At 60.2% G+C, this 20,227-nt stretch carries 18 protein-coding genes; 7 read left to right on the top strand and 11 right to left on the bottom strand.

Annotated features, from left to right (window positions below):
• Window positions 1-72 precede the first annotated feature (72 nt).
• From ACEN2T_RS12125 to ACEN2T_RS12095, 7 genes are all read right to left on the bottom strand, one after another.
• A complete protein-coding gene (locus tag ACEN2T_RS12125) occupies window positions 73-927 on the bottom strand; it encodes an alpha/beta hydrolase (RefSeq protein WP_442116793.1) in 855 nt (284 codons plus the stop codon).
• Window positions 924-1,727, bottom strand: coding sequence for an alpha/beta fold hydrolase (locus ACEN2T_RS12120; protein ID WP_032889203.1), 804 nt, complete (start codon window positions 1,725-1,727; stop codon window positions 924-926). Before ACEN2T_RS12120 ends, ACEN2T_RS12125 begins: the two co-directional genes overlap by 4 nt.
• Window positions 1,728-1,825: 98 nt before the next feature.
• Window positions 1,826-2,269 (bottom strand): hotdog fold thioesterase, encoded by a 444-nt coding sequence (locus ACEN2T_RS12115; protein WP_442116792.1) that lies wholly within the window; start codon window positions 2,267-2,269, stop codon window positions 1,826-1,828.
• 30 nt (window positions 2,270-2,299) lie between these two features.
• Window positions 2,300-3,949 (bottom strand): AMP-binding protein, encoded by a 1,650-nt coding sequence (locus ACEN2T_RS12110; protein WP_122752725.1) that lies wholly within the window; start codon window positions 3,947-3,949, stop codon window positions 2,300-2,302.
• 85 nt (window positions 3,950-4,034) lie between these two features.
• The gene (gene sixA, locus ACEN2T_RS12105) at window positions 4,035-4,484 is read right to left on the bottom strand and encodes a phosphohistidine phosphatase SixA (RefSeq protein WP_032889194.1); all 450 of its coding nucleotides are present in this window, start codon (window positions 4,482-4,484) and stop codon (window positions 4,035-4,037) included.
• The gene (locus ACEN2T_RS12100) at window positions 4,481-4,828 is read right to left on the bottom strand and encodes a DUF4389 domain-containing protein (RefSeq protein ID WP_029292722.1); all 348 of its coding nucleotides are present in this window, start codon (window positions 4,826-4,828) and stop codon (window positions 4,481-4,483) included. Before ACEN2T_RS12100 ends, sixA begins: the two co-directional genes overlap by 4 nt.
• 10 nt (window positions 4,829-4,838) lie before the next feature.
• Entirely contained in the window at window positions 4,839-5,864 is a 1,026-nt protein-coding gene (locus tag ACEN2T_RS12095; RefSeq protein WP_032889192.1) for an NAD(P)H-dependent glycerol-3-phosphate dehydrogenase, read from the bottom strand.
• A gap of 195 nt (window positions 5,865-6,059) precedes the next feature.
• On the opposite strand from ACEN2T_RS12095, the gene ACEN2T_RS12090 reads away from it, so the two are divergent.
• From ACEN2T_RS12090 to fabB, 5 genes are all read left to right on the top strand, one after another.
• On the top strand, window positions 6,060-8,180 hold the full coding sequence (locus ACEN2T_RS12090; protein ID WP_181639745.1) for a TonB-dependent receptor domain-containing protein: 2,121 nt from the start codon (window positions 6,060-6,062) through the stop codon (window positions 8,178-8,180).
• Between the two features lies 1 nt (window position 8,181).
• A complete protein-coding gene (locus ACEN2T_RS12085; protein ID WP_122755819.1) occupies window positions 8,182-9,111 on the top strand; it encodes an ABC transporter substrate-binding protein in 930 nt (309 codons plus the stop codon).
• Window positions 9,108-11,009 carry an ATP-binding protein gene (locus ACEN2T_RS12080; protein WP_099601491.1) on the top strand — a complete coding sequence of 634 codons (1,902 nt, stop codon included), beginning with the start codon at window positions 9,108-9,110 and terminating at the stop codon, window positions 11,007-11,009. Before ACEN2T_RS12085 ends, ACEN2T_RS12080 begins: the two co-directional genes overlap by 4 nt.
• Window positions 11,010-11,258: 249 nt before the next feature.
• Complete coding sequence (gene fabA, locus ACEN2T_RS12075) at window positions 11,259-11,774, top strand: 3-hydroxyacyl-[acyl-carrier-protein] dehydratase FabA (RefSeq protein ID WP_010211704.1); 516 nt, start codon at window positions 11,259-11,261, stop codon at window positions 11,772-11,774.
• An 11-nt stretch (window positions 11,775-11,785) separates the two neighbouring features.
• Window positions 11,786-13,006 carry a beta-ketoacyl-ACP synthase I gene (fabB, locus tag ACEN2T_RS12070; protein WP_012723103.1) on the top strand — a complete coding sequence of 407 codons (1,221 nt, stop codon included), beginning with the start codon at window positions 11,786-11,788 and terminating at the stop codon, window positions 13,004-13,006.
• A gap of 119 nt (window positions 13,007-13,125) precedes the next feature.
• Here fabB and ACEN2T_RS12065 read toward each other — a convergent pair whose 3' ends face one another.
• Both ACEN2T_RS12065 and ACEN2T_RS12060 read right to left on the bottom strand, forming a co-directional pair.
• Window positions 13,126-14,751, bottom strand: a complete 1,626-nt coding sequence (locus ACEN2T_RS12065; protein ID WP_095184261.1) for a methyl-accepting chemotaxis protein — start codon at window positions 14,749-14,751, stop codon at window positions 13,126-13,128.
• Window positions 14,752-14,847: 96 nt separating this feature from the next.
• Complete coding sequence (locus ACEN2T_RS12060; protein WP_442116791.1) at window positions 14,848-15,870, bottom strand: amidohydrolase family protein; 1,023 nt, start codon at window positions 15,868-15,870, stop codon at window positions 14,848-14,850.
• 139 nt (window positions 15,871-16,009) lie between these two features.
• Here ACEN2T_RS12060 and ACEN2T_RS12055 point away from each other — a divergent pair, with 139 nt between their 5' ends.
• Window positions 16,010-16,426 (top strand): OsmC family protein, encoded by a 417-nt coding sequence (locus tag ACEN2T_RS12055; protein ID WP_181639742.1) that lies wholly within the window; start codon window positions 16,010-16,012, stop codon window positions 16,424-16,426.
• Between the two features lie 64 nt (window positions 16,427-16,490).
• Window positions 16,491-17,357, top strand: coding sequence for a pirin family protein (locus ACEN2T_RS12050; protein WP_442116790.1), 867 nt, complete (start codon window positions 16,491-16,493; stop codon window positions 17,355-17,357).
• A gap of 113 nt (window positions 17,358-17,470) precedes the next feature.
• Here ACEN2T_RS12050 and ACEN2T_RS12045 read toward each other — a convergent pair whose 3' ends face one another.
• Entirely contained in the window at window positions 17,471-18,199 is a 729-nt protein-coding gene (locus tag ACEN2T_RS12045; RefSeq protein WP_122680094.1) for a dienelactone hydrolase family protein, read from the bottom strand.
• A 66-nt stretch (window positions 18,200-18,265) separates the two neighbouring features.
• Window positions 18,266-20,170, bottom strand: a complete 1,905-nt coding sequence (gene htpG, locus ACEN2T_RS12040) for a molecular chaperone HtpG (protein ID WP_442116789.1) — start codon at window positions 20,168-20,170, stop codon at window positions 18,266-18,268.
• Window positions 20,171-20,227 lie beyond the last annotated feature (57 nt).

The following is a 20,227-nucleotide window of genomic DNA, read 5'->3' as shown; positions in this document are numbered from 1 at the left end:
GTAGCGGTGTTGAAAACATTCATGGTTGACTCCCTTTCAATCTGCCCAGCCTCGGCAGTTGACCGCCCCAAGTCAAGGCGCGGAGAAGAACCGATTGAAACAGTCTGCAACAAGGACTGCGCCGGGCTCATCATTCAGGTGCAAATGATGGCCGCCTGGCAGCGTAGTTACCGCAAAGGGCAGCTGGGAAAGCAAGTCAGGATGTTTCGCCAACATACCGTCGGCGGCAACCACCAACTGCGTAGGGCAACCCACTCGCCGCACGAAGGCCATTGCCTGCTCATCGGTCAGACGCATCGGCGAAGCCAGGGTGAGGCGACTGTCCGTACGCCAGGTGTAACCACCCGGAACCGGCATCAAACCGCGCTGGGCCAGTAGCTCTGCGGCTTCACGGCTGACGGCGACCAAGCCTTTCATGCGCGCTTCGACCGCTAGATCCAGGGTGCTGTAGACCGGTTTGCGCTTGTCCTGCAGGTTCAATTGCGCCTGCAATGCCATGCCCAAACGTTCCGCAGCGTTCTCACCACTGGCGGTGGGTGGGATCACGCCGTCGATCAAACCCAAGTGCGTTACCCGCTCCGGCAACGCGCCGGCCAGTACCAGGGAAACGATGGCTCCGAGGGAGTGGCCAAGTAATGCAAAACGTTTCCAACCCAGTTGCTCGGCGACTTGCAGTACATCGTGGACGTAATCCCACAAGGCATATCCGGCACCCGTAGGACGATGCGCGGAATGCCCATGGCCCGCCATGTCCAGGGCCACGATACGCAACCCTGAAAGCTTGGGCGCCAGACGCGCAAAGCTGTTGGCATTGTCGAGCCAGCCATGTAGGGCAATCACTGGCAAGCCATCCTCGGGGCCAAATAGATGGGCCGCCAATTCGATATGGGGCAGGCTCAGGCGCACTTCTTCGACCGGCGTGCTCATGCGCAACTGCGCTCACGGGCTTCCCAGCGAGTGAACAGGGTTTTGATCAAGGTCGCGGTGTCCTGAGGGCGTTCGAGTGGGAACATATGGCCACCGGGCATGGTGAGCATTTCACCCATGGGCAGACGGTCGACCCCGCTGGCGTGGTGACGCATCACTACCCGGCTCTGGCGGCCACGCACCACTGCCAGCGGCACCTTCAGTTGGCGCACCTGGCCGGGGCTGGTGTGGGGTACGCCACGGTAGATGCTGATTTCGGTGGCTGGGTCGAAGCGCAGGCGCAGGCGATCACCCGCCTGGTAAAGCCCGTGTTGCAAGTACGCGTCGAAACATTCCGGGTCGAAGCCACGGAACAGGGTCTTGCCAGCGAAGTAACTACGCGCGGCGTCGATGTCGCTGAACTCTTCACGACGGCCCAGCGTGCGGCCGGCCGGGGTCAGGCGATCGATAAAGCCGAAACGCTTGGCGGCGCGGATCACCCAGCGGTCCGCGCGGGTCAGCACTGGCGAATCGAGCATCACCACGCCGCGATAGAACTGTGGGCAACGCATGGCGGCGTGCAAATGCAACACACCGCCCAGAGAGTGGCCCACACCCCATACCGGCTCCGGCTGCTGCTCCAGATGGTGGATCAACTCGTCCACCAGATTCTGCCAGTTATCGTCCACCGGGAACCTGGGGTCGTGACCGTGCTGCGGCAGGTGAGCCACTGCGTACTCCGGCGCCAAGGCGGCAAACAGCTTGCCGTAGGTGGCCGAAGGGAAGCCATTGGCGTGAGCAAAAAACACGTGCTGCGACATACCGGATCCATCTACAAAAACAGAAAATTGATTGTCACCATGCCAGGGCAGCACAGCAATGACTGTAACTGCCAGGAATGATGACACTCACGCCACGCCTATCGTGCCGGCGGGCTCTCGCCCAGCGGAACCACGGCCATGGTCAGACGTGAAACGCAGCTGGCCTTGCCATCTTCCGTGGTCAGGCGGATATCCCACACTTGAGTGGTGCGCCCAATATGGATAGCCCTGGCCACCGCAGTCACGCGCCCACTGCGCACGCCACGCAGGTGATTGGCGTTGACCTCCAGGCCCACGCAATAGAACTTGCTGGCGTCGACGCACAGGTAAGCCGCCATAGAGCCAACGCTTTCGGCCAGCACCACCGAAGCGCCGCCGTGCAGCAGGCCGTAAGGTTGATGGGTGCGGTGATCAACCACCATGCTGGCGGTCAGGGATTCGTCGTCGAAGCTTTCAAAGCGAATATCCAGCAGTTCACCGATGGTGTTTTTCTGGATGGCGTTGAGTTGTTCGATATTCGGTTGGGTACGCCACAGGCTCATGCGGTTGTCCTTGTTGGTTTTATGATGACCCTAATCCTGCCACACAACCGCCTCGGAACGCTCGCTCCAGTCCTGAAACTGTGGACCGTAAGTCGATTCGATCACGTTGCGCTTGATCTTCAAGGTCGGGGTCAGAAAGCCGTTCTCCACCGCCCAGTTGTCCTTGACCACCACCAAACGGCGCAAACGCTCATGTTTATCCAGCGTCTGGTTGACCTGCTCCAGCCAGCGTTCGAGGCTGGCGCCAAGCGCTTGCCGGTCCTGGTCCTGCGCTGACAGCACACACAAACCGATTGGCGCGCCAAGGCCATCGCCCACCACGCAGACTTGTTCGATGCGCGCGTGCTCCGCCAGACGGTTCTCAATCGGCGCCGGAGCCACGTATTTGCCCTTGCTGGTCTTGAAGATCTCCTTGAGGCGTCCGGTCAAGCGCAGGCGACCCTCAGCGTCCTGCTCACCTTTATCGCCCGTGCGCAGGAAGCCGTCCCCAGTAAGGGTTTCAGCGGTTTTTCCAGGATCCTTGAAATAGCCGAGCATGGTCGCGCCGCTGCGCACCTGCACCTCACCCGACGCATCGATGCGCACTTCCACACCGGGGCACGGCAGGCCGATCCAGCCGATTGTCTGCTGGCCGGGACGACACACATGGGAATAGCCGCAGCTCTCGGTCATGCCATACACCTCCAGCACATCCAGGCCCAGGCGTTGATACCATCGCAGCAACGCCTCGGGAACCGGCGCGGCACCGGACAACGCAATTCGCAGTGCATCCAATCCGAGGCCGGCGAGCACCTTGCGGCCTACGCGCTTGCCGATAAACGGCAGCCGCAGCAGGGTGTCCAGGCGCTTTTCCGGGATTTTGCTGTAAACACCCAGCTGGAATTTGGTCCAGATACGCGGCACACCAAACAGCGCTGTAGGCCTCGCCCTGCGCAAATCCGTCAGAAAGGTATCCAGGCTCTCGGCGAAAAATACCGTTTGCCCGGTGTAGATTGAGGCCATCTCTACAAACATCCGCTCAGCCACATGGCACAGCGGCAGGTACGACAGCAGCCGGTCGCCCTCCCCCAGGCCAAACAACTCAGTACCGTGTGTGGCGGCAAACCCCAGGGTGCCGAAGCTGTGCATCACGCCCTTGGGCAAGCCCGTAGTTCCAGACGTGTAGATGACAGTAGCCAGTTCAGAGGCAACGGGTACGGGGCTGTCCTGGATCGGTGAGCAGGTTTGCAGGTCTGCCCACGTGAAGTCGAACTCGCCGGGTGGGCACAGCGGCAGGCTGATGGTCGGAACACCCTCCGGAACGCCGGGGGCCATGGCAGGCCAATCATCGAGCTTGCCGACAAACACCAGCGCCGCCTCGGAATGAGTGAGTACGTGACCAACGGAATCGGCGGTGAGATTGGGGTAAAGAGGGACCGAAACATGCCCCGCCATCCAGATTGCCAGATCGGCGATGATCCAGTGGGCGCAGTTTTTCGAGATCAGGGCAATGTGCGAGCCCTGAGGAAGCTCCCTGGCGCGCAGCCAGTGCGCAGCGCGACGAGCCTGTTGGCCAACGTCGCCCCAGGTGAGGGTCTGCACCTCGCCCCCGCCAACGGGTTGAACCAGATAAGCCTGGCGCGGGTGTCGCGCTTCACGTTCGAAGAAGAGTTGCAACGGCAAACGAACAGCGACGGGCATGGGACGCGCTCCTTTGTGGTCCGATCATAGCCAACCAAGCACTTGCTTGGTTGACTGTATAGCACACACAAAGCAGCGGTATTGCCTACGGGTTCTTCACACTTACCAGGCTCATCAGCCCGGCCAGCGGGAAGTCGCCCTCCAATTCCGCCAGGCTGGCGGTGTACATCGGCTCTGGCTGGCGCTGATGGCCGTGCTGCAAAAAGCTGATCAAGCTGCCGACCAATGGCTGATGACTGACCAGCAGCACATTGTCATCCGTGTCGAGCTTTTCCAGCACCTGCAGTGGGTTGCCCTCCGGTGTCAGCCAAGGCACGGTGCGGACTTCTGGCTCGAACCCCAACACGTCGCGTACCAATTGCGCGGTTTGCTGCGCCCGCACATAGGGGCTGGCGATAATGGCGCTGAGCGGTTGGCCAATCAGATGCGCGGCACTGCGCAACACTTCGCCACGGCCATGCTCAGTAAGGTTACGTTCGGCGTCGGTGCGGGCATGCCCTTCTGCCTCGCCGTGGCGCAAAATCCACAGTTTCACAGTTTCGGCTCTTCATCGCGCACAGGGTGCGGCGCCGGCGGTACGCTGTGGGCGGCTTCGCCCTCGGGCGCGCGCGGTGTTGGCCAGTCGGCGAACGGCCAAGGCTTCTGCTCGCTATGGAAGCTGCCGAAACGGCCGATCTGCGCCAGGAACTGGCTGAGGCTGTCGCCAAAATTCATCAGACCCAGGTTCGGCGCGCCGTAGATCAGTCGATAGATCAGTTGCACCACGACCAGCGCGCCGAGAATGAATTGCGCCACTTGCCACACCAGGGCAAACACCAGCATCCACAGGATGCGCAGGACAATGGATTCGTACTTGGGGGCTGCTTTCGGATCGTTCATGACGCGTTCCTCAGTTGAAACCACTGGTGGAAATAAAGTCGACATCGGTTTTCGGCTCGGCGCGCATCAGCAACTCGATAACCTGGTTCAAAGTGCGCCCTTCAAACAGGATCGCGTGCAACCCCGCGACCAGCGGCATGTACACGCCCACTTCCTGGGCCTTGGCTTTCAGTACCTTGAGAGTGTTGACGCCTTCGGCCACTTCCCCCAGACGCGTCACCGCGTCTTCGAGGCTCAGCCCCTGGCCTAGGGCGAAACCCACCTGGTAGTTGCGACTTTTCGGCGACGAACACGTAACGATCAGGTCGCCGACGCCTGCAAGGCCGAGGAATGTCATCGGGTTGGCGCCTTGGTTCACCGCAAAGCGCGTCATTTCCGCCAGTGCGCGGGTGATCAGCATGCTCTTGGTGTTTTCGCCCATGCCCAGCGCCACTGCCATACCGGCGATGATGGCGTAGACGTTCTTGAGCGCACCGCCCAACTCAACGCCGAAACGATCACTACTGGCATACACGCGGAAAGTACGGCCATGCAGCACCGCCTGGACACGTTCGCACAGGGCTTCGTCTTCGCTGGCGACCACAGTGGCGGTCAGCGCGTGCTCGGCGACTTCCCGCGCGAGATTCGGCCCGGACAACACGCCAATACGTGCCTGGGGCGCGATTTCTTCAAGAATTTCGCTCATCAACTTGAAGGTTTGCGCCTCGATGCCCTTGGTCAGGCTGACCAGCATCTTGCCTGCCAGACGTTCGGCATGGGGCGCCAATACCGAGCGCAAGGCGCTGGAGGGCAGCGCGACAAAGCACAGATCGCAGTCCGTCAGGGTAGCCAACAGATCGGTGACCGGCTCGACCGCCGGATGAATCTTGATACCTTTGAGGTAACGAGGGTTTTCCCGATGCACGCGGATGGCCTCGGCCTGCTCAGGATCGCGCATCCACTGACGCACCGCGTGACCGTTCTCGGCCAGCAGGTTAGCCACGGCGGTACCAAAACTCCCGCCTCCCAGGACCGCAATAGGGCGCTGCTCAGTCATATGCAATCCGTTAATCCATACCAGTGGCGATGGCGGCATTATACGGAGCGACCCGATTGCGGCCAGCCCCCGTTTCAATTCGTGCGTCTGTGGGAAAATGCCCTACTCGTGTGACGTAATTGCAAAGGCACTGACTGGCAAATACCCCAGCCTCAGTTAACATGGGCGGCTATCCGTCATTATCAAGGCCGTGTCGTGTATTTGGGCCCTTCTTCCCATTCGTCTCTACTGCTATTGCTGTTGTGCAGTACATCAGTGCTGGCTGACGATCTGTTCCTCGACAGCCAGCCGCTGCCGCAGGTATTGACCGCCACACGCCTCAAGCAATCGGCCGCCGCCGTACCCGGCAGCATGACCGTGATCGATAGCGAGCTGATCAAAGCCAGCGGCGCACGGGACATCAGCGAACTGCTGCGCCTGGTGCCGGGAATGATGGTCGGCTACACCACCGGCAACCAGGCTGCAGTGAACTACCACGGCACCAGTGCCAACGATGCGCGGCGCATGCAGGTGTTGATCGACGGGCGTTCGGTATACCGCGCCGGCCTCGCCACGGTGGACTGGAGCGATATTCCTGTGGCCATGGAGGATATCGAGCGTATCGAAGTCTTCCGCGGCCCCAACACCGTCAGCTACGGCGCCAATGCGTTGATGGCGGTGGTCAATATCCTTACGCGGTCACCGGCTAACAGCCACGGCTCACGGGTAAAGGTGATTCGGGGCGAACGTGGGATCAACGACTTCTATGCCAGCCAGGGCGTGGGCTGGGAAACCGGTGATTTGCGCCTGTCCCTGTCCGGGCAGCAGGACGATGGCTTCGACAGCGATGCCGCCGGTGCTGATCGCCGCGACGGTCGCCGCCTCAACCGCTTCAGCCTGGCAATGAGCCAGACGTTGAACGCGCAGCAGAGCATCGACTGGCAACTGGATGCCAAGGAAGGCACCAATCAGCGTCCGTATACCTACACCCCAGTATTTGCCGGGATTACCGAAGGCGGTAACAACTCCGACGTCGCGGCCAAGGACTACGCCGGCTCCCTGCGCTGGAACATCGACTTAAATCCCGAGCACAGCCTGTATATCCAAGGCTCGGCCCAGCAGTGGAATCGCCGGCAAATTTGGAAGGCCTGCGACGCCAAGGTCTCGTTCAGCCCCGAGCTGACCCAGTTGTGGCAATTGAACCCGAATTACGCCGAACTGCTGGCCCGGCACATGGACACCTACAGCCAAGGCACCGCACCGCCGGGCAGTGCCGCCGAGCAAGCCCTGGCCAATCAGGTGCTGGACCAATGGCGTAACGGCGCGAACCAGAGTGTCTGCGGTGACATCGACCAGAGCACCCGCGAAAGCCGCTACGACCTGGAGATTCAAGACACCCTCAGCCTGTCCGACAGCCTGCGCCTGGTCAGCGGCATGAACTACCGCTACGACCGCGCCGATTCCGACACCTACTTCAACGGCACCCTGGACGACACCACCTGGCGCCTGTTCGGCCAGTTGGAATGGCGCGCCAGCGAGCACTGGCTGCTCCAGGGCGGCGCGATGTTCGAAGACACACAACTGAGTGGCCACTCACTCACTCCAAGAGTGGCGGTCAACTATTTGATCAACCCGCGCCACGGCCTGCGCGCGGTGTATTCCGAAGCCATCCGTTCACCGGACATGTTCGAGAACAACGTCAACTGGAGCTATCGCGTCACCAACCTAAGCTCCCCGGCCTACGGGCAGAACTCCGGGCAGTACTTCGTGAAGACCCGGGGCCCGGGCAATTTGGACAAGGAACTGATGCGCTCGCGGGAACTGGGATACAACGGGTTCTTTGCCGATCTCGGGCTGACCATGGACGTGAAACTGTTCTATGACGAAATCACCGACATGATCAGCTCGCCCCTGCGCAACAACCAGTACATCGCCAGCAACGCCAACAGTTCGCGGTTCACCGGTGCCGAGTCGCAATTCGATTGGCGGGTGAGCAGCGCCGATCGCCTGCGGCTGACCTATGCTTACGTCGACGCTGCCACCAGCAACCCTCTGGACAAAGCCCAGACGGCGCGCAACAGTGGCTCCGCCGGCTGGTTGCGCGAATGGGGCCGCGGCTGGTCCAGCGCGCTGTTCTACTATGGCGATGACGCACTCAACCAATATCGCTTCGAACGGGTCGACCTGCGGGTGGCCAAGCGCATTGCCCTGGGCAACGCCAACGTGGAGCTGGCCGGCATGCTGCAAGAACGCCTCGATAACCAGCCCACCACTTGGGCCGACAACACTTACGACCATCGCCACGTCCTCTACTTCAGCGCGGAGCTAGAGTTCTGACATGGGCGACTCGTCACGGATGACCCGCTTCTTTATCTATAAGTGCTGCCGACGCGCCGTGCTGCTGGCCTGCCTGTTGCTGGCGGCACCGGCGTGGAGCGCCGAAATCCTGCTGACCGCAGACGAAGACGGTGCAGGCGTGCAAGCCTTTGCCCGGGCCCTGGCCCAGCAACGCCCCGAAGACCACGTTACTTTCACCCCTCTCAAGGACTTGCCCGCGCCCAGCCGCTTGCCCTCCAGTACGCGCTTGATCCTGCTGGACCTGCCTGGCCTGGACTGGCGTCTGCAGGACCTACAAGGCCCGCCGACCCTGGTGATGCGCATCAGTCGGCTACAAGCCCACCAACGTCCGGAGGCCTCGCGGCACGCGCGGATCAGCCTGTTGTGGAGCGACCCACCGCTGGAACGCCAACTGCGCCTGATCACCAGCATCCTGCCCCAGGCGCAGCGTATCGGTGTGCTCTATAGCACCGAGAGCGAATTCCTGCTGCCCGAGCTACGCCGCTATGCAGAAGCGCTGGAGCTGGCCATCGAACCTCAGCGCTGGGACAACACAAACGACAGCCGCCCACTGCAAAACCTGTTCAGGAGCAGCCACGTACTGCTGGGCCTCGACGACCCGCAACTGTACAACCCAAAGACCGTGAAAAACCTGCTGCTGAGCAGCTACGCCCAGCAATTACCGCTGGTGGGCCCGAATGCCGGGTTTGTGCGCGCCGGCAGCCTGGCCAGCACCTACAGCGACCAGGCCGACTGGCTGGCGGTACTCGACCGCTTGCTGGACCAGCCGCCGGCCAGTTGGCCACGATCACTGTATCCAGAACATTTCAAAGTCTTGGGCAACCCGCAGGTCGCGCGCTCACTGGGCATTGAACAGGTGGACGAAGCCAGAGTCGCCGCCCGATTGGCAGAAGGAGAAAAACGCCCATGACCTTGCGTCGTCGTTGGGACATCAACACACGCACCCAGCTCATCACCCTGGGTCCGGCACTGTTGCTGACGTTGCTGCTGATCAGCTTTTTCACTTTCGTGCGTATCCAGGACCTGCGCCAGGAACTGGACCACACGGGCCAACTGATCGCCAACCAGCTCGCGCCCGCCACCGAATACGGCGTGATCTCAGGCAACAACGATGTGCTTGATAGCCTGCTGCGCGCGACATTGGCCACGCCCCATGTGCGCTTCCTGGAGATTCAGGACAGCAGCGAAAACATTCTGGTGTACGTCGAGCAGCCGTCGGAGAAACACGACCGCTCGCTGTCGGTGAAAGTCTTCCAGGCGCCGATCCGGCTGCAACATATCCAGCTGGGCAACGACTTTTTCGAGGACAACCTCAACGAATCCAAGGCGCCGCGCGCGGATTACCTGGGACGGGTGATTGTCGGCATGTCCAATGACGCCTTCAGCCAGCGCCAACAGGAGATTCTGTTCAAGGCGGGCATCCTGGCGTTGTTCGCCCTGCTGTTTACCTTCTTGCTCGCGCGGCGCCTGGCCGCCAGCCTGTCGCAACCGATCAGCGCCATGGGCAATGCCGTCAAGGCGATCCAGCAAGGCGACTACAAGACGCCACTGCCGATTGTGGATGATTCAGAGCTGGGCGACCTTTCGAGGCACATCAACAATTTGGCCGAAGGCCTCAACCAGGCCAGTCGTGAACAGCAGCAGGCCATGGCGCAACTGATCCAGACCCGTGAAGAAGCCGAGCGTGCCAACAATGCGAAGTCAGACTTCCTGGCGATGATGAGCCACGAACTGCGCACGCCGATGAACGGCGTACTGGGCATGCTGCAACTGCTGGAAACCACCGAGATGACCGAGGAGCAGACTGAATACGCGGCGCTGGCCTCCGAGTCCACCGAGCATCTGCTCAAGGTGATCAACGATATCCTCGACTTCTCGCGCATCGAACGCGAGGCCCTTGAGTTGGAACATATTTCGTTCAACCTGGCCGACCTGATCAACAGTTGCGCCCAGGCCTTCCAGCACAGCGCGCAGCAGCGTGGGCTGGTGCTCAAGCTGCCGATCCCGCCGGGTATGGATGCACTCCGAGTGCGGGGGGATCCGACGCGGATCCGCCAGATTCTGGTGAACCTGATCGGCAACGCCTTGAAGTTCACCGAGCACGGCAGCGTGAGCGTCGAACCCCATTGGCAAACCCTCGACCATGAGCTTGTGTGGTTCACCTGCACCGTGCGTGACAGTGGCATCGGAATTTCCACGGAACGCCTGGAATTGATGTTCGATGCGTTCCAGCAGGCCGACAGTTCCATTTCAAGACGTTACGGCGGCACCGGGCTGGGACTTCCCATCGCCCGCACCCTGGCCGAGCGCATGGGCGGCACCCTCCGCGCTCAGAGCGAAGAAGGCCGTGGCTCGGTGTTTACCCTGGAAATTCCACTGGCCCTGGATCAACAAAGCCTGCCCGCGGTGGCCCAGAATGCTGAGGGCAAGCACAGTGCTGGTGATGGCCGCCATGTGTTGCTGGTGGAGGACAATCCGGTCAACCGCACCGTGGTGGAAGCGATGCTGCGCAGCCTGGGGTTCGAAGTGAGCCTGGCCACTGACGGTGCCGAAGCGATCCGCAGTGCCGAGAGCCTAATTTTCACGGCGATCCTGATGGATTGCCGACTGCCGCTGATTGATGGCTATGAAGCCACCCGGCAGATTCGCCAGTTGCCAGGGTGTGCCGACCTGCCAATCATCGCTCTCACCGCCAACGCCTTGCAGGGCGACCGCGAAGCCTGCCTGGCGGCGGGCATGAACGATTACCTGGCCAAGCCGTTCAAACGTACGGATTTACAGCAAATCCTGCAGCGTTGGGTGCAATAGCGGTGCGCCATCAACCAAGTCCGACTGGCGTGAAAGACGAAAGTGCGGCAGTCTTAGGCACCCGAACGGGCCCCTCAAACGGGCCCGGTTTAAAATTTCAGTGAACAAGTGTACATTCAGTGCCTAACGCTGTGACTTTCACTACAACGCAATAGTCTATGTGTAGGCTGCCGACATGAGGCATGAACGCTTCATTCGGTTCGGGAAGATTTGCCCTACCCTGCCGCATGGGATTATTGAGGAGCTCGCATGACCAAACAAAACGCCTTTACTCGGGAAGACCTGCTGCGCTGCAGTCGCGGTGAGCTGTTCGGCCCAGGTAACGCGCAACTGCCCGCCCCGAACATGCTGATGGTGGATCGCATCACCCATATCAGTGAAGAGGGTGGCAAGTACGGCAAAGGTGAATTGGTCGCCGAGCTGGATATCACCCCGGACCTGTGGTTCTTCGCCTGCCATTTCGAAGGTGACCCTGTGATGCCAGGTTGCCTGGGCCTCGACGCCATGTGGCAACTGGTCGGCTTCTTCCTCGGCTGGCAGGGTTTGCCAGGCCGCGGCCGCGCCCTGGGTTCGGGCGAAGTGAAGTTCTTTGGCCAGGTCCTGCCGACCGCCAAGAAAGTCACCTACAACATTCAGATCAAGCGCGTCCTCAAGGGCAAGCTGAACCTGGCCATCGCCGATGGTTCGGTGAGCGTCGACGGTCGCGAGATCTATACTGCCGAAGGCCTTCGGGTCGGCGTATTCACTTCCACTGACAACTTTTAAGGGTTATCCGCATGCGCCGCGTCGTTATCACTGGTCTGGGCATCGTTTCTTGCCTGGGCAATGACAAAGAGACCGTCACCGCTAACCTGCGTGCAAGTCGCCCTGGCATCCGCTTCAACCCGGAATATGCCGAAATGGGTCTGCGTAGCCAGGTTTCCGGCTCCATCGACCTGCCCCTCGAAGAACTGATCGATCGCAAGATCTATCGCTTCGTTGGCCACGCTGCCGCCTACGCCTATTTGGCCATGAAAGATGCCATCGCCGACTCCGGCCTGAGCGAAGACCAGGTATCGAACGTACGCACCGGCCTGATCGCCGGTTCGGGCGGCGCATCCACCCTGAACCAGATGGAAGCGCTGGACATCCTGCGCGAGAAAGGCGTGAAGCGCGTTGGCCCGTACCGTGTAACACGGACCATGGGCAGCACCGTTTCGGCCTGCCTGGCCACACCGTTCGCCATCAAGGGCGTGAACTACTCGATCTCCTCCGCCTGCGCCACCAGTGCTCACTGCATCGGTACTGCGGTAGAACAGATCCAGCTGGGCAAGCAGGACATCGTGTTCGCCGGCGGCGGTGAAGAAGAACATTGGAGCCAGTCGTTCCTGTTCGACGCCATGGGCGCGCTGTCCACCCAGTACAACGAAACCCCGGAAAAGGCCTCCCGCGCCTATGACGCCAAACGTGACGGCTTCGTCATCGCCGGCGGTGGCGGCATGGTGGTGGTCGAGGAGCTGGAACACGCTCTGGCCCGTGGTGCCAAGATCTACGCGGAAATCGTTGGCTACGGCGCGACGTCCGACGGTTACGACATGGTTGCCCCGAGCGGTGAAGGCGCTATCCGTTGCATGCAGATGGCCATGTCCACTGTAGATACCCCAATCGACTACCTGAACACCCACGGCACCTCGACTCCGGTCGGCGACGCCAAGGAAATGGAAGGTGTACGTGCGGTATTCGGCGACAAGGCTCCGGCCATCAGCTCCACCAAGAGCCTGTCGGGTCACTCCTTGGGCGCCGCTGGCGTTCACGAAGCGATCTACTGCCTGCTGATGATGGAAGGCAACTTCATGGCCGGTTCGGCCAACATCGACGAGATCGACCCGGTCGTCGCCGATATGCCGATCCTGACCAAGACCGTTGAAAACGCCAAGATCGACACAGTGATGAGCAACAGCTTCGGCTTCGGTGGCACTAACGCCACCTTGGTACTGAAGCGCTGGCAGGGTAAGTAAGACCTGTAGCTTGATCCACTGAAAAAGCCCCGACTGGTTCGGGGCTTTTTTATGGAAGACTGGAGTTGACCGGGTATACATCCGTTACTTGAACAACGGACATACACCCAACCTGCGCACTACACCGAAAACCGCGCCACCATCGAATTCAAATCCACCGCCAACCGCGACAACTCCTGACTCGCCGCACTGGTCTGATTAGCTCCGGCGGACGTCTGATGCGCCAGGTCGCGGATATTCATCAAGTTGCGATCCACCTCCCTCGCCACCGCCGCCTGCTGTTCGGACGCACTGGCAATCACCAGGTTGCGCTCATTGATCAGCGTGAACGCCGATGCAATTGCCTCCAGCGCAGTCCCCGCCGACTTGGCGATGTCCAGGGTGGAACGCGCCCGGGTGTTGCTCTGCTGCATTGAACTGACGGCTTGCTCCGTGCCTTGCTGAATCCCACCGATCATCTGCTCGATTTCCTGCGTCGACTGCTGAGTGCGATGGGCCAACGCGCGCACCTCGTCGGCAACCACCGCAAAGCCGCGCCCCGCATCACCTGCCCGCGCAGCCTCAATGGCAGCATTCAGCGCCAACAGATTGGTCTGCTCGGCAATCGAACGAATCACATCCAGCACCTTACTAATGCCATAGACCTTCTGAGCCAAGTCCTCGACCTGGGTCGCATTGGCGGTCACATCCGAGGCCAGCGCCTCAATCGACACTACCGTTTGATGCACCTGCTCACGCCCTTGCTGGGCGATACGGTCAGACTCGCGGGATGCCTGTGACGTGGCCACCGCATTGCTTGCCACCTCCTCCACCGCGGCCGTCATCTGGTTGACCGCCGTTGCGGCCTGTTCGATTTCCTGGCTTTGCTGGTGCAAACCACGGGTGGCGTCCTCGGTAACGCAGCTGAGTTCCTCGGACGCCGACGCAAGTTGACTCGAAGACTCCGAGATACGCCGGATGGTGTCACGCAAGGTGTCCTGCATCCCCTTGAGCGCCCGCTGCAAGCGCGCGGGTTCATCCTTGCCACTCAGTATGATTTCCCCAGTCAGATCGCCGCTGGCAACGTTCTGGGCAACTTTGAGCGACTGAGCCAGTGGCAACACGATACTGCGGGTCAGCCAGACCGCCAGGCCGATGGTGACCAGCGCGGCCAGGGCAACCATGGCGATCACCCAAGTTCGCGACTGGCTGAATACATGCTGTGCCTGCTTTGCCGCTTCGTTGGCACTGACCTTGTTTAGATTAACCAGGGATCGCAAGGTCAGTGCCATTTCGTCAGCCAACTGATTCATCTCACCGTTGACCACCTGAATCGCTTCCTCCAGCCGGTTAGCCTTGGACAGCGCCACCACCTGCTCCTGGCGCTGCAGGTAGCGCTGTTCCTCGACCTTGAGTCGATCAAACAACACACGCTCCTCGGGCAATACGATCAACGCTTCGTACAGCCCTTCGGCGTTATGCAGCGCGGCTTTGATCTCGGTGATTTTCTGCTCGTTCTGCGCCACGGCCTGGGGATCGCGGGTGACCAGCAAGCGCAAGGTCAGCGCGCGAATGCGCAACACGTCCTGGCTCATCTCCCCCACCGCCATCACGCTGGGCAGCCAGTTGTTTTCCACCTGATCCGACTGCTGGCGCATGTTGGCCATCTGCAGCAGCGCAAAGCCGCCCAGAGCAAACACCATCACCGCCAGCACGCCAAAGCCCAAACCGGCGCGCGGGGCAATATTCAAACTACGGATATTCATTGCCTGGATCCTTCCAAAAGCGCTGCATTCACCTGCAGCCGGTCTCCTGGAAGTTATCGGCGCTCTACTGTATTTGCGTAAGACGAAAACGCGATATCAACGTGCGCCACCATCGCGAGGTAGTTTAGGCAGAATGGCCAGGAAGTTATCCCGTGCAACCTTGTGGGCGACGTCTTCGGGCAATGCATCGAGGAAGGGATCAAAGCGGCGCATTTCCTTACCCAGCTTATTGAAACGCCCTACGACGTCCGAGCCCAGCATAAAACGCTCCGGGAAGCGCTCCACCAGCTTTACCCACTCCGGCCTAGGCTGACCCGCATCGTCCAGCAAATACGGCGTGAGCATGCTCCAGGACAGGTCGATATACAGATTGGGATAAGCCTCCAGCATCCGGCTTAACGTGGGCAGCAGGAAGTCCATCTGGACCTGATGACGGTGAATTTCCTTGCTGGTACCGGCATGGGCCCAGATAAAACGGGTGTGCGGGTGGTTGCGCAACGGCTCTTCGATCTCAGCCAAATACAGCGGGTTACGCTCGCGCTTGGAGGTGATGTTCGAGTGCAGCATTACCGGCAGGTCGTTTTCGGCGGCCAGGTGGTATATCCGCGTCATTGCCTCGTTATTGGCACGCGGGGTATCGCCTGAGGTAAGCGCGGTCAGGTCATCGTGACGGGTGAACACCTCTCCAATGCCCTGCCAGAGCCCTGGATTAAGGTCGAGCATGCGTTGGATATGGGCGGCAGAGTTCTTGTCGTTGGGATTGAAGCCGCTTAGAAACGGATGAAAATGCTGGCGCTGTTCTGGGGTGAGCTTGTTCACGGCCGCAGCCACGATGACGTCAGTGGCGCTGTACCAATAGGCATCGGCGTCATCACCGGCGTAGTAGCGCGGGCGTTTGGGCTCGTCTTCGTGCCATTTCTTCGCAACGGGAATGCCGGAAATCATCACATGCTCGATGCGATTCTCGGCCATGGCCTTGAGCAATTTATCCATGCCGGCAGTTTCCTGGAAAAAATCCACGTAATGCAGGTGGGCGTCGCTGTAGGCATAGTCACGCGCCTGCACAGCGAGACTACCGGCGGCGAGCAATAGGGCAAGACTCAGGCGGATCCAGGGCACGGTACAACCTCGATGGGGGCCAATACGGGTAGACCTTGTGCCCTGTGCCGAGGTTCATCGTGGAAAAACGCGGAACACTGAAGTGCCAGCATGCTCTATAACTGCATGACCTTCATCCTGCCACCCTGTGAGGTTTGCCATGCCTGTTACCGTGAACACATTGAACGCTGAAAACTTCCGCCACAGCGTCAATATCAACAACCACGAACTGTTTACCGACCTGCCCAAGAGCCTGGGTGGCGACGACTCGGCGCCCTCCCCCCACGATTACTTCGATGCCGCACTGGCGTCGTGCAAGGCCTTGACCGTCAGGCTCTATGCCCAGAAGAAAGATATCCCGCTGACCGGCGTGACCGTGGAAGTCACCCACGACGCCGCCGAAGAGCAAAAGGGCAAATACACACTCAACGTCAAATTGACCCTCAAGGGCGTACTCACGGACGCGCAGCGCGATGAACTGCATCGCGTGGCGGACAAGTGCCCGGTGCACAAGCTGATGACCACTGCCGAAATCAATATCGAGACCCAGCTGTCCGAAGGCGCATTCAGCCAATAGCGGCAACCTCTCGTCGAGCGGGTTATGCTCAATTACACCTAACCCGCTCAGACTGGGACGCACCATGACCACCCTCACCGTGATCCGCCCTCGCCCCGAAGACGTCGAAGGCCAGCCGATCCTGCGCCCCTTGCCCTCACGGGAATGCCGTAGCGTCGGGCCCTTTGTGTTCTTTGATCACATGTTGCCCACCCACTACCCAGCGGGCAGCGGCATGAATATCCGTCAGCATCCGCATATCGGCCTATCCACTCTCACCTATCTGTTCGACGGTGCGCTGCAGCATAAGGACAGCTTGGGTTCTGACCAGGAGGTGCAAGCGGGTGATGTCAGCTGGATGACTGCCGGCAGCGCGATTGCCCATGTGGAGCGCACACCCGAGGCACTCAAGGCCAGTGGCTTCAGCCTGCATGGGTTGCAAGTGTGGCTTGCGTCACCCAAGGATCATGAAACCGGGCCCGGCCATTACAGCCACCACCCGGCGGCGAGCCTGCCGATCAGCGACAACTTGGGCGTGCAGATTCGCATGATCGCCGGCAATGGGTTTTGCCTGAAATCGCCAGTGCCAGTGCTGTCGCCCACGCTGTATGCCGAGGTGCGGATGCAGACGGCCACTACCCTGCTGATCCCTGACGAGCATGAGCAACGGGCGGTGTACGTGCTGGAGGGTGAAGCACAGTTGGAGGGCGAGGCGCTTGAGGTGCAGAGTCTGGTGGTCTTGCCGGCAGGACAGGAGATGACGCTGTGCGCCGGGAGCGATTGCCACCTGGTGGTGTTTGGCGGTGCACCGCTGGATGGGCCACGGCGGATCAATTGGAATTTTGTCGCGAGCGATCCGTTGAAGATCGAGCAGGCCAGGCAGCGCTGGGCCGCTGGGGATTGGCCGACGGTGCCGGGTGAAACTGAAAGAATTGAGTTGCCCCTGAGATAGCTAACGGGGGCAAGTCGAATCTTCGCACCGCCCCTCCCACACTTGATCGGATTCACACGGTCAACATGTGGGAGGGACTTGCCCTCGATGAGGCCGGAACAAGCGCTTAAGCGTTAGCCCTTGAACACTTCATCCAACAAGTTATGCATCGACTGGAAGGCCCGTGCTGCGGTCTTCGCGTCGTACATCATCTTGCCCGGCACATTGGCCTCCGGGTCAGTGAAGGAATGCACCGCACCGCCGTAGCTCAGCAATTGCCAGTCCACGCCGGCCGCGTTCATTTCATCTTCGAACGCCGGCAGTTGCTCTTTTGGCACCAATGGGTCGGAAGCACCGTGCAGCACCAGCACCGAGCCCTTGATGTTCTTCGCGTCCGCCGGATTCGGCGTGTCGAGGGTGCCGTGGAACGACACCGCAGCCTTCAACGGCGCGCCGGTACGTGCCAGCTCCAGGGAGCAGCAACCGCCAAAGCAGAAACCAAAGGTCGCCAGCTTCGAGGTATCCACTGCGGCTTCGGTCTGACCTTGCAACTGCTCAAAGGCCGCCTGCATGCGCTTGTTCAGCAACGGGCGATCATTCTTCAACGGCATCATCGCGGCACCGGCTTCGTCGCCATTCGACGGGCGCACACTTTGCCCGTACAAGTCGGCAATCAGCACCACATAACCTTTGCCGGCAACGGCCTTGGCGATTTCTTCGGCACCCGCACTCACGCCCATCCAGTTCGGCGCCATCAACAAGCCCGGCAACGGACCCTGGTGGCTGGCATCGAATGCCAGGCGGCTCTCATAAGGCTGGCCATCAATCTGATAGACCACGGAACGCACAGTGACTTGGCTCATCATTTACTCCAGTTGAGGTGCAGTAGAACGAAAAAACCCGCCGAAGCGGGTTTTTCTACAACGGGGTCAAACCGACAGTTCAACCAACAGCTTGTTCAGGCGGCGCACATACGCGGCCGGATCCTTGAGGCTGTCGCCAGCGGCCAGGGCCGCCTGATCGAAGAGGATGTGCGACAGGTCGCCAAACCGCTCTTCGCTCTGCTCGCCGTCGAGTTTCTCGATCAGCGGGTGAGCCGGGTTGAATTCGAAGATCGGCTTGGAATCCGGAACCTTCTGGCCGCTGGCTTCGAGAATCTGGCGCATCTGCATGCCCAGGTCCTGCTCGCCGATGGCCAGGATCGCCGGGGAGTCGGTCAGGCGGTGGGAAACCCGCACTTCACTGACCGCATCGCCGAGGGCCGTCTTGATCCGCTCAACCAGGCCTTCTTTGGCCTTGGCGACTTCCTCGGCTTCCTTCTTCTCTTCTTCGGAGTCCAGGTTACCCAGGTCCAGGTCACCACGGGCAACGTCGACAAAGGTCTTGCCGTCGAATTCGCTGAGGTAGCTCATCAGCCACTCATCGATACGGTCGGTCAGCAGCAGCACTTCGATGCCTTTCTTACGGAAGACTTCCAGGTGCGGGCTGTTCTTGACCTGAGCGTAGGTTTCGCCGGTCAGGTAGTAGATCTTGTCCTGACCTTCCTTGGCGCGTGCCAGGTACTCGGCCAGGGACACCACCTGCTCGCCATCTTCGCCCTGAGTCGAGGCAAAACGCAGCAGGCCGGCGATTTTTTCCTTGTTGGCGAAATCTTCCGCCGGGCCTTCTTTCATGACCTGACCGAAGTTTTTCCAGAAGCCTTTGTATTGCTCAGGCTGGTTCTTCGCCAGTTTTTCCAGCATGTCGAGGACGCGCTTGGTCAACGCCGACTTCATGGAGTCGATGATCGGGTCTTTCTGCAGGATTTCCCGCGACACGTTCAGCGACAGGTCATTGGAGTCGACCACGCCTTTGATGAAGCGCAGGTACAGCGGCAGGAACGATTCCGCCTGGTCCATCACGAACACGCGCTGCACGTAGAGCTTCAGGCCTTTCGGCGCTTCACGCTGGTACAGGTCGAACGGAGCACGGGCCGGTACGTAAAGCAGCGAGCTGTATTCCAGCTTGCCTTCGACCTTATTGTGGCTCCAGCTCAGTGGGTTTTCGTAGTCGTGGGCGATGTGCTTGTAGAACTCCTGGTATTCCTCGTCCTTCACTTCAGTGCGAGGACGGGTCCACAGGGCGCTGGCACGGTTGACCACTTCCCATTCCTGGGCAGGCGCTTCTTCGCCTTCGGCGGCAGCCTGCTCTTTCGGCAACTCGATTGGCAGAGCGATGTGGTCGGAGTATTTCTTGATGATATTGCGCAGGCGGTAGCCGTCAGCGAACTCATCTTCAGCGGATTTCAGGTGCAGCACGATGCGGGTGCCACGGTCGGCTTTATCGATGGTGGCGATTTCAAACTCGCCCTCACCCTTGGAGGACCAATGCACGCCTTGGCTGGCGTCAAGGCCGGCGCGGCGGCTGAACACTTCAACCTTGTCGGCAACGATGAAGGCCGAGTAGAAGCCCACACCGAATTGGCCGATCAGGTGCGAATCTTTCTTCTGGTCACCGGACAGGTTCTTCATGAAATCAGCGGTGCCGGATTTGGCGATGGTACCCAGGTGGGTGATCGCATCGTCACGGCTCATGCCGATACCGTTGTCTTCGAGGGTGACGGTCTTGGCGTCTTTATCGAAGCTCACACGGATTTTCAGTTCGGCGCCACCTTCCAGCAACTCAGGCTTGGACAGGGCTTCGAAACGTAATTTGTCGACAGCGTCAGAGGCGTTCGAGATCAATTCGCGAAGGAAAATTTCCTTGTTGGAATACAGCGAATGGATCATGAGGTGCAGCAGTTGCTTCACCTCGGTCTGGAAGCCCAGGGTTTCCTTTTGAGTTTCCACACTCATGGTCATCAAACTCCAATTGGATGGCAGTGGCCGTACCCTTGAGGGTTGGCGGCGGGT

This window comes from Pseudomonas sp. W22_MBD1_FP4 (genome assembly GCF_052113765.1).
Taxonomy (GTDB): Bacteria; Pseudomonadota; Gammaproteobacteria; order Pseudomonadales; family Pseudomonadaceae; genus Aquipseudomonas; species Aquipseudomonas sivasensis.
The sequence above is the reverse complement of the archived record's forward strand: the minus strand, read 5'-3'. Positions and strand labels throughout refer to the sequence as shown.

Bases quoted from the DNA above. Each gene is read 5' to 3' on its own strand.
- ACEN2T_RS12125 (WP_442116793.1), bottom strand. From the start codon at position 927: ATGAGCACGCCGGTCGAAGAAGTGCGCCTGAGCCTGCCCCATATCGAA.
- ACEN2T_RS12120 (WP_032889203.1), bottom strand. From the start codon at position 1,727: ATGTCGCAGCACGTGTTTTTTGCTCACGCCAATGGCTTCCCTTCGGCC.
- ACEN2T_RS12115 (WP_442116792.1), bottom strand. From the start codon at position 2,269: ATGAGCCTGTGGCGTACCCAACCGAATATCGAACAACTCAACGCCATC.
- ACEN2T_RS12110 (WP_122752725.1), bottom strand. From the start codon at position 3,949: ATGCCCGTCGCTGTTCGTTTGCCGTTGCAACTCTTCTTCGAACGTGAA.
- ACEN2T_RS12100 (WP_029292722.1), bottom strand. From the start codon at position 4,828: ATGAACGATCCGAAAGCAGCCCCCAAGTACGAATCCATTGTCCTGCGC.
- ACEN2T_RS12095 (WP_032889192.1), bottom strand. From the start codon at position 5,864: ATGACTGAGCAGCGCCCTATTGCGGTCCTGGGAGGCGGGAGTTTTGGT.
- ACEN2T_RS12085 (WP_122755819.1), top strand. From the start codon at position 8,182: ATGGGCGACTCGTCACGGATGACCCGCTTCTTTATCTATAAGTGCTGC.
- ACEN2T_RS12080 (WP_099601491.1), top strand. From the start codon at position 9,108: ATGACCTTGCGTCGTCGTTGGGACATCAACACACGCACCCAGCTCATC.
- fabA (WP_010211704.1), top strand. From the start codon at position 11,259: ATGACCAAACAAAACGCCTTTACTCGGGAAGACCTGCTGCGCTGCAGT.
- fabB (WP_012723103.1), top strand. From the start codon at position 11,786: ATGCGCCGCGTCGTTATCACTGGTCTGGGCATCGTTTCTTGCCTGGGC.
- ACEN2T_RS12065 (WP_095184261.1), bottom strand. From the start codon at position 14,751: ATGAATATCCGTAGTTTGAATATTGCCCCGCGCGCCGGTTTGGGCTTT.
- ACEN2T_RS12055 (WP_181639742.1), top strand. From the start codon at position 16,010: ATGCCTGTTACCGTGAACACATTGAACGCTGAAAACTTCCGCCACAGC.
- ACEN2T_RS12050 (WP_442116790.1), top strand. From the start codon at position 16,491: ATGACCACCCTCACCGTGATCCGCCCTCGCCCCGAAGACGTCGAAGGC.
- ACEN2T_RS12045 (WP_122680094.1), bottom strand. From the start codon at position 18,199: ATGAGCCAAGTCACTGTGCGTTCCGTGGTCTATCAGATTGATGGCCAG.
- htpG (WP_442116789.1), bottom strand. From the start codon at position 20,170: ATGAGTGTGGAAACTCAAAAGGAAACCCTGGGCTTCCAGACCGAGGTG.